The 8,375-nt window shown below is 32.0% G+C and carries 11 protein-coding genes; 6 read left to right on the top strand and 5 right to left on the bottom strand.

Translation table 11 applies throughout. From position 1 onward, the window contains the following. Positions 1–75 precede the first annotated feature (75 nt). A complete protein-coding gene (locus tag CD129_RS06075; protein ID WP_243832053.1) occupies positions 76–291 on the top strand; it encodes a type 1 glutamine amidotransferase family protein in 216 nt (71 codons plus the stop codon). A gap of 70 nt (positions 292–361) precedes the next feature. Continuing rightward, on the top strand, positions 362–874 hold the full coding sequence (locus CD129_RS06080; protein ID WP_069814817.1) for a GrpB family protein: 513 nt from the start codon (positions 362–364) through the stop codon (positions 872–874). A 13-nt stretch (positions 875–887) separates the two neighbouring features. Here the strand turns inward: CD129_RS06080 and CD129_RS06085 are convergent, their stop codons facing one another. The 4 genes from CD129_RS06085 to CD129_RS06100 all read right to left on the bottom strand — a co-directional run bounded on the left by CD129_RS06085 (position 888) and on the right by CD129_RS06100 (position 3,570). Continuing rightward, positions 888–1,496, bottom strand: coding sequence for a stage II sporulation protein M (locus tag CD129_RS06085; RefSeq protein ID WP_069814815.1), 609 nt, complete (start codon positions 1,494–1,496; stop codon positions 888–890). A 241-nt stretch (positions 1,497–1,737) separates the two neighbouring features. Continuing rightward, positions 1,738–2,229 carry a DUF334 domain-containing protein gene (locus CD129_RS06090; RefSeq protein ID WP_115337980.1) on the bottom strand — a complete coding sequence of 164 codons (492 nt, stop codon included), beginning with the start codon at positions 2,227–2,229 and terminating at the stop codon, positions 1,738–1,740. After that, complete coding sequence (locus tag CD129_RS06095; protein WP_046838088.1) at positions 2,219–3,208, bottom strand: relaxase/mobilization nuclease domain-containing protein; 990 nt, start codon at positions 3,206–3,208, stop codon at positions 2,219–2,221. Before CD129_RS06095 ends, CD129_RS06090 begins: the two co-directional genes overlap by 11 nt. Next, entirely contained in the window at positions 3,190–3,570 is a 381-nt protein-coding gene (locus CD129_RS06100) for a plasmid mobilization protein (RefSeq protein ID WP_046838087.1), read from the bottom strand. Before CD129_RS06100 ends, CD129_RS06095 begins: the two co-directional genes overlap by 19 nt. Positions 3,571–3,962: 392 nt before the next feature. On the opposite strand from CD129_RS06100, the gene CD129_RS06105 reads away from it, so the two are divergent. The 4 genes from CD129_RS06105 (at position 3,963) to CD129_RS06115 (ending at position 7,976) form a co-directional block, all read left to right on the top strand. Then, positions 3,963–4,394 (top strand): plasmid mobilization protein, encoded by a 432-nt coding sequence (locus tag CD129_RS06105; protein WP_115337981.1) that lies wholly within the window; start codon positions 3,963–3,965, stop codon positions 4,392–4,394. A 60-nt stretch (positions 4,395–4,454) separates the two neighbouring features. Further along, positions 4,455–4,613 carry a hypothetical protein gene (locus tag CD129_RS13180; RefSeq protein ID WP_153672652.1) on the top strand — a complete coding sequence of 53 codons (159 nt, stop codon included), beginning with the start codon at positions 4,455–4,457 and terminating at the stop codon, positions 4,611–4,613. Positions 4,614–4,842: 229 nt separating this feature from the next. Then, positions 4,843–4,938 carry a type I toxin-antitoxin system Fst family toxin gene (locus CD129_RS06110; protein ID WP_115337982.1) on the top strand — a complete coding sequence of 32 codons (96 nt, stop codon included), beginning with the start codon at positions 4,843–4,845 and terminating at the stop codon, positions 4,936–4,938. Positions 4,939–5,156: 218 nt separating this feature from the next. Then, a complete protein-coding gene (locus CD129_RS06115; protein ID WP_115337983.1) occupies positions 5,157–7,976 on the top strand; it encodes a DNA methyltransferase in 2,820 nt (939 codons plus the stop codon). A gap of 44 nt (positions 7,977–8,020) precedes the next feature. Here CD129_RS06115 and CD129_RS06120 read toward each other — a convergent pair. Continuing rightward, positions 8,021–8,375, bottom strand: a 355-nt coding sequence (locus tag CD129_RS06120) for a recombinase family protein (protein ID WP_126577736.1), incomplete at its 5' end; no start/stop codon positions are given.

Here is an 8,375-nt window from a genome sequence, read left to right on the forward strand (position 1 = left end):
ACGAAATTAGCATCATGCTAGCAAGTTAAGCGAACACTGACATGATAAATTAGTGGTTAGCTATATTTTTTTACTTTGCAACAGAACCAACCTGAGAATGAGTTTTTAGAAAAGCAAAGTGTTGTTGATAATATGCTTATAACAGCAAATGGTACAGCATCACTTGAATTTACTGAATCAATTTTAAGAGAGATTGATTTTGATTCTGATAAAAGTATTGAAAAGACAATATTTATGAATAGATTTGGTTTTTATAAATATTGTGAAAAATACGGAAATCCATATTTATAAAGTTGGGTGTATTTGGGTTTTTAGAAACTCGTTTACACTCGTTTCAAAAAAACAAAAAAGGAAGGCTAAAATGAGAGTAGAAGTTAAAGATTATCAACCAAATTGGCAAGAAAATTTTAATAACGAAGCAAAAAAATTAAAAACTATTTTTAACGACGAAATAATTCATATTCATCACATAGGCAGTACATCAATCCAAGGATTAAAAGCAAAACCCATAATAGATATCATGGTAGTAGTGAAAAATATAGAAAAAGTTGATGAATTTAATAAAAAATTGAATGACCTCGGATACGAAAATTTAGGGGAAAATGGTATTCCTAGAAGAAGATTTTTTAGAAAAGGAAAAATAAAAAGAACTCACCACTTACATGTATTTGACTATAAAAATAAAACAGAAATAGAACGTCATTTAGCATTTAAAGAATATCTAAAATCTCATAAAGAAATCGCGAAAGAGTATGGGGAATTAAAAAATAAATTAGCCAAGAATTATCCTGAAGATATAAAATCCTATGTAAATGGCAAAGATAAATACGTGAAAAAAATAGAGAAAAGAGCAATAGATTGGTATAGACAATAAAGCAACGTTGAATTTAGGTAAATAAGTTATATATAAAATCTGTGAGGTATGTCTCTAAAAATGCTGCGAGTATGTATAAAGGTAAAGCGATTAGAAAATATATTTTAAGTAAATTGCTGAAAGCTAACTTAAATGAAAAGTTTTGTTTTTTAGTTTTTCTAAAAAGATTACTTATTTTTCTAATGATTGTTTTATTTAATTTATATAAACCACTGATAACAAAGCACATTGCAAATATTTCGATTATTGTATGTGGTGCTGAAGATAAAACCATGGTGAGGCCTTTATTTAAATCAAAATTGATTGCAAAACCAAATACTATTCCGGTAATTATTGTTGTAGATAATAAATTTAAAAAGTATAAAAATGGGATTGGAATTAAAGAAAGTATCAGCATTTGAAACGGCACTTTAAAACCGTTGTTTAGAATGTATTGCCAAACCTTTATTAAACCATTTGTTTTAGAAATGGTTCCGTGTTGTCCGTCTGTCATATTTTTAAGAGTTTCGAGTGATGGGCTAAAAATAATTGCTAGAATTAAAGTGATTAAGAAAATGGTTGTTGTGAATATGAATATTTTTATGGTTCTTTTAGCATAATTTGGATCTTGGATATTAAACATAAGGGACCTCTTTTTTGTTTGTTTTTGGAACGAGTGAAACGAGTTTCTTCTTGTCTTGATACTATATAGAAATAACTCAAAGATATTAAATGTCATATTATTGTTGGTATGACAGTGTGTTTTTTTATACGCGATAATAAAAAATTTAAATAAAAACCCCACTTTACTCTGGAAAGTAGTGGGAGTTTCCATATGGCGAACCATACTTCACTTGTTACTTATAAATACTTTACGTTATATTTTACTTTTCAAATAGCCTTAAGAGACTTAAACAACCCAACAAAATTAAAACAAAGAGTAAATAAGGAATGATATAAGCGATATACCATAAATAACCCCATGCGGATTGTGTATGTGTAATCGTATGATGTAACGCACTGTACATGCTATCAATACCTAAAACGTGTCCAATCGGACCGGTCACAATGGAAACTAAGGCCATTAATAAAATAACGAAGTATAGGGCGCCGATACCATGCGTCATACTTTTAATACTCGATTTAAACGTGCTATTCAACTTTTGATTTTCTTTTAAACTGTTGTTCAATGCTTCATGCTGTTCTCGGTTAGCCATTCGAATCCCTTTGAGGTCTTCATACATCTCGTATTTTTCTTGTCTAAACGCCTTTGCGACATCCTCAGTTATATGTTTGGTATCAATTTTAGATAACATTTGATTGGAAATTTTAATCACTTTGGTTTCTGTTTTATCTAAGTAGTTTTTAAAGTTCAAGGTCGAAGCCTTTAGTTCGCTTACTAATTGTTGGTTCTGATTCGATCTGTTTTGCTCTTGCTGCTCGAGCTCGATCATCCTGTTCCCGAGCTTCGCGTTCTGCTCTTTCAGTTCGTTCACGACGTTTTCGTTCATTGAAGAGGGTTTGGGTTGATTGGTCGAAAGCTGACCAGTTAAGCGTTGTTCTAGGTTGTCTATGCGGTGATTGATCTTTTGGAGTTCGTTCAGGAGTTGTTGATTTTGATTCGTATTTTCTTCTTCTACGTTGTTTCTCGGCTTCAAAGCCATGTGAAATGCCTCCTTTGTCATAAAAATCTCCTAGTTTGCTGCCACGTACTTTTTTATCTGCTTCTATATGTCTATATGTGATGGTTTTATCCGTCACACGTTCAACAATGATGCCTTTCGGACGTAATTGTTCTTGAAAACTTTCCATATCTGTCGCTTGTGTTTCATCAACGGCTAATCGGATATCATTTTTCCATGATGATTTCCCTTTATCTATGAGATTTTGTTCAGCTTGGGTGTAGCGCATCTCTGCTTGGTTGTTGGGGATGGATAAACCATGATGTCGGCATACCACATCATTTGCTTGTCTGACGTCTTTAAGTGCTTGTTTGTTATTATTGAATTTTTTCCCTGTTTCTAAGTTGATGGCATTAATCACGATATGATTATGTACATGATCGGTATCACTATGCGTATAAATCGCCACTTGATGATCAGGCGCTATTTTTTCGGCTAGTTCTAAACCGAGTGCATTACACTGTTCAGGGGTCACTTCTCCTGGTTTGAATGACTGGATAATCACATGACCTTGGTTGCCGTCTGTTTTACCGTAAACTTCGCGAGAAGCTTTAAACGCACTTTTCGCATAATCGATGTCGCAATTTAAACCACTTTTTTCCTCAGCGCGTTTTTCTGCATAGTTAATGGCTCGTGATGTTGATTTCGTAGCACTTATTTTAGTTGTTGCCATATATGATTCAACTCCTCACGCATGATGGCGATATCTTGTTGCATTTGTTCCATATTTGCGCGTTCGCCATACGTATTTAAAGCTTTCGCGATTTGGTTTAAGTTGCTCCCCAACTTACCCATATCTTTGGCCATCGATTGGCGCGTGACTTTGTCTAATTTGGGCGCCACTAATCGAGCCCCTTGTGCTTTGTTTTTAACAAACAAAGGCACACTCATATTCAAAGTTTCAGCCGAAGCCTGTAACTTTGAATATTCGGATTCGCTCACACGAAAACTAATTTGTTTCGGTGCCTTGCGGTCGGGGATTTGGTTTTTCCCGACAGCTTCGTTACCTTCAGTCATTGTTTTACGTTCGCTCACAATTCCACCTCGCTTTCTAACGAAAGACACGTTGTTCCGTTGATTGTATTATAACATAATACAATCTTCCTCACATCGTTTCAGAGGTTTGGCAAGCATTGGGAATACTAGCCACTTTGTGCCTAGATACCCTGCTTGTTGGTGGATGAATCCCCCAAGCCCCCTGTGATTTTTTCTGCGAAAAAATAGCAAATACGAATAAGTATTTGCTTAGTGCCATGCGCAAAAATGTGCGCATTAAAGATGAGTAATCACTAATTATATAAATGGTATTTATAATTAATGGTTACTCATCAAATATCCCCTCATATGTTAAAATAATAACTAAGCAATCACTCAATTAAAATAGTTTCTATTTTTTGAGTATTTACTCAGTTATGGAGGGGATATAAATGCCAGATCAAAATCATAAAAAAGCTAAAACAATCAATATTAATTTAACTGAAGATGAGTATGAAAAAGTAAAGCAACTTGCGGAAATAAGAAATTTAAATCCAACGGCATATACACGACTTACTGCGTTAGGTAATCGGATTAAACCGACGGTTGTATATCCTGCCGATGAACGCATTGATGCGCTTGAAAAAGAAAACGAAGATCTTAAAATGAAGCTTATGGCAGGTTATGGTCAATATGAAGTTTCAAAAGAAGATTTTGAGAACTTAGAAGAACAATATTATCAGTATGCAGGCTATGTGAATATATTTAAAGACTTTTTAAAGTATGTCCAAAACGATGCGGAATATATCAATTTGAATGGCTATAAAAATGATGAAAAATTAAAAGAAGAGATTAGGGATGCTATTAAAGAATTTAACGGCTAAATAAGGTATTATTAACAATGCAATTGATTAATATAATTGACTTTAAGGAGTTTATTCAAAATGGAAAAAGAAATTAAAACAGAATATAAAATGATTAAAGTGAACAAAGAATTACATAAATTACTTAAAATTGAGTCTGTCTCAAGTGGCAAATCAATGCAAAATATAGCTGAAAAAGCTATCAAAAATTATATTCATATTTTAGAATGTATTGAATAAATATTATGAAATATATAGGTGTTGAAGATGGTGATAGTAACATGGTATTTCTGTAAACACCAAATTAACGATAGTATACTGTAATAGGTACTGGTATTAAGTATCTTAATTTCTATTTAACATATTTCAACTTATCGGAAGTGCATATGCTTCAAAAGATACAAATGATATAATGATAGAGTCGCCTATCTCTCAGGCGTCTAGTTGACGTAGAGAGGAGGTGCTAAAAATGACAGATATCTTTGTTCACATCACGACCACAGTCATCAGTGGTTGTATCGTTGCGCTATTTGCGCATTGGTTACGTAAGCGTAACGATAAGTAAATAGGCGGCATAACCGCACTAAAAAACCCCTCACTATTCCTAGTAGTGAGGGGTTTGGTGCATAAAATGCAGATATCTTTGTTAAATGTATTATAACATCATAATGTGTGGGAATGCAAAATGAATGTAATTATTTGCTATACTTAATAAAATGAACAAATTTAATGTATAAAAATGATTTATTAACCAATAATTGAGAATAAAGGACTGTATAATATATGAAAGTTATTGAACAAAAAAAGAGAGCAAAAGAATTTGCAGCAAGATGGAAAAATAGAGGCGAAGAGAAAAAGGATAGCCAATCATTTTGGCTAGATCTATTAGAACATGTTTACGATATAGAAAATGCTGTAGAATATATTAAATTTGAGGATAGCGTTTTAATAGATAAAACTAGTTTCATTGATGGATATATAGAAAAAACAAATGTATTAATTGAACAAAAAAGTAAAACAAAAGATTTAAAAAAAGCAATAAAGCAATCTGATGGTAGTCTTTTAACTCCTTTTCAACAAGCTAAAAGATACTCAGCAAACTTACCATACTCTCAAAGACCCAGATGGATAGTAACATGTAATTTCAAAGAAATTTTTATTTATGATATGGAAAAACCTAATTCAGAAGAAATAGTTATTAAATTGGAAAATTTAGAAGAAGAATATTATCGGTTAGAGTTCTTGATTGATAAAAACAATGAACATCTTGAAAGAGAAACTCAGGTTTCTATGCAAGCTGGCGAGATAGTTGGAAAAATTTATGAAACACTATTAAAACAGTATAAGAATCCAAATGATGAGCAAACTTTAAAATCGATAAATCAATTATGTGTACGTATTGTATTTTGCTTATATGCAGAGGATGCTGGCGTTTTTGGAAGAAGAAGTATGTTTCATGACTATTTAGTTGACTTTGAAGCCCGATTTTTTAGAAATGCTATTATAGATTTATTTGATGTATTAAATACACCTATCAATTTAAGAGATCCTTATTTAGATGAAAAGCTGTCTGAATTTCCATATGTAAATGGAGGGATGTTTGTTGAAAATGACATTGAAATTCCTCAATTTACTGAAGAATTACGCACTCTTATATTAAATAATGCTAGTAACGAATTCGACTGGTCTTATATTAGCCCAACTATATTTGGATCTGTTTTTGAGTCTACTTTAAATCCAGAAATCAGACGATCAGGAGGTATGCACTATACAGCTATTGAAAATATACATAAAGTAATAGACCCCTTGTTTTTAAATGATTTAAGAAATGAATTAGATGAAATAAAAAAAATAAAACAACCTAAAACATTAAAAAATAAGTTGGAGTTATTTCAAAAAAAATTGGCAAGATTTAATTTTTTTGATCCAGCGTGTGGTAGTGGGAATTTTTTAACAGAAGTCTATATAAGTATAAGAAGACTAGAAAATGAAGCTATTAAAATAATAAAAGGTAATAATGTAATTTTCGATGTTGAGGAGTCTCTTATTAAAGTACATCTTAATCAATTTTATGGGATAGAAATAAATGATTTTGCTGTTTCTGTTGCAAAAACAGCCTTATGGATTGCTGAATCTCAAATGATGGAAGAAACAAAAAATATTGTTTACTCAAATGATCAATTTTTACCATTAAAATCTTATACGAATGTTATTGAAGGTAATGCTCTTGAATTTGAATGGGAAGATATTCTTAAAGGAAAAAGTTTTGATTATATATTAGGGAATCCTCCATTTATTGCTAACAATGGACGAGTTTCTTCAGAAGAGGCACATTCTATAGGTACAATGACTAAAAGACAAAAAAGTGAAAGAGACTCTCTCTTTGGAAAGAAAGGAGGTGTATTGGATTATGTATGTTGCTGGTATAAAAAAGCATTTGAATATATTAAAAACAAAGATACACGCTGTGCTTTTGTTTCTACAAATTCAATTTGCCAAGGACAACAAGTTTTACCATTGTGGGAGGATTTAATAGAAGGAGGTTTGAAAATAAACTTTGCCCATACCTCTTTTAAATGGAATAATGATGCCCATAGTGCAGCGACAGTTTTTGTTGTTATTATAGGTTTTTCTATGAATAATGATAAAACCTCTTTATTATATTTTCCAAATGGGACATTTCAAAAAGTAAAACAAATTAATCCTTATCTAATACCCGCAGAAAATGTACTTATTGGTAAAAGAAAAACTCCTTTATCAAAAAATGCACCTGTAATGTTAAGAGGGAGTCAGCCCACTGATAATAAAAGACTAATTTTAAGCCCTCATGAAAAAGAAGAATTGATTCAAAAAGAGCCATCTGTAGAAAAGTGGATTAAGCCTTTTTCTATGGGAGGAGATTTTATTGAAGGAAAACAAAAATTTTGTTTATGGATGCCTGAAATCAATCCTACTGAGCTATTAAATATGCCTCTAACTTTAAAGAGGATTGATGATGTTAGAGAATATAGAAAAAAATCATCAAAAAAAGCTACTAGAGAAAAGGCTAATACACCATATCGGTTTGACGAAGTGAAAGTTCCAAAATCTGAAGAATATATCGCTGTTCCGATTGTTTCATCAGGTAACAGAAAATATGTACCTATAGGATTTGTGAAAAATGGGATGATACCCGGTAATAAATTATTTTATATTTCTGAAGGGAATTTATATGATTTTGGGATTCTTATTTCGAATGTGCATACGGCGTGGCTTGAGGTTGTTGGTGCCAAATATGGACCAAGTTATAGTTATTCAAACACTATTGTATATAATAACTTTCCATGGCCAAATCCAACAACTGAGCAGAAAAAAAAAATATTGTTAACTGCACAGCAAATTATTGAAGCACGTGAAAAATATCCTAATAACTCATTAGCTGAAATGTATGGTAAATATATGTATTTATATCCAGAACTTATGACAGCGCATCAAAATAATGATCGTGCGGTTATGGAAGCTTATGGATTCACTAAAGTAGTAAATGGTAAAAAAACGTGGTTGAGTGAAACTGAAACAACAGCAGAATTATTTAAATTGTACTCAAAATTAAGTAGAATTTAATAAGATAGTAAGGGCATATGTATTTATAAATACATATGCCCTTACTATTTAAGTGAAAATTCACTTTTTAATATACGATATACAGTTGAACGACTAACGCCAGTCTTCTTAGCAATCTCTTCGCCTGTAAGTTTTTGTTCATCATATAGAAACTTGATTTCTCTTTGCTTGTGGTCAGGTAATGAAGGTCTTCCACCTTTGCGTCCTCTTGCTCGTGCTGCTTCTAACCCTTTTTTCGTACGTTCACTTAATAAGTTAGCTTCAAGTTCAGCGAATGCACTCATCATTGTAAAGAACATTTTGCCCATCGCATCTTTGGTTGATACGTTCATATCTATAATATGTAAACCAATACTGCTTTCATCCAACCATTGAGACAACTCAATTAACTGTTTCGTT

Origin of the sequence: Mammaliicoccus fleurettii (genome assembly GCF_003970575.1) — a bacterium.
GTDB classification, from domain to species: Bacteria; Bacillota; Bacilli; order Staphylococcales; family Staphylococcaceae; genus Mammaliicoccus; species Mammaliicoccus fleurettii.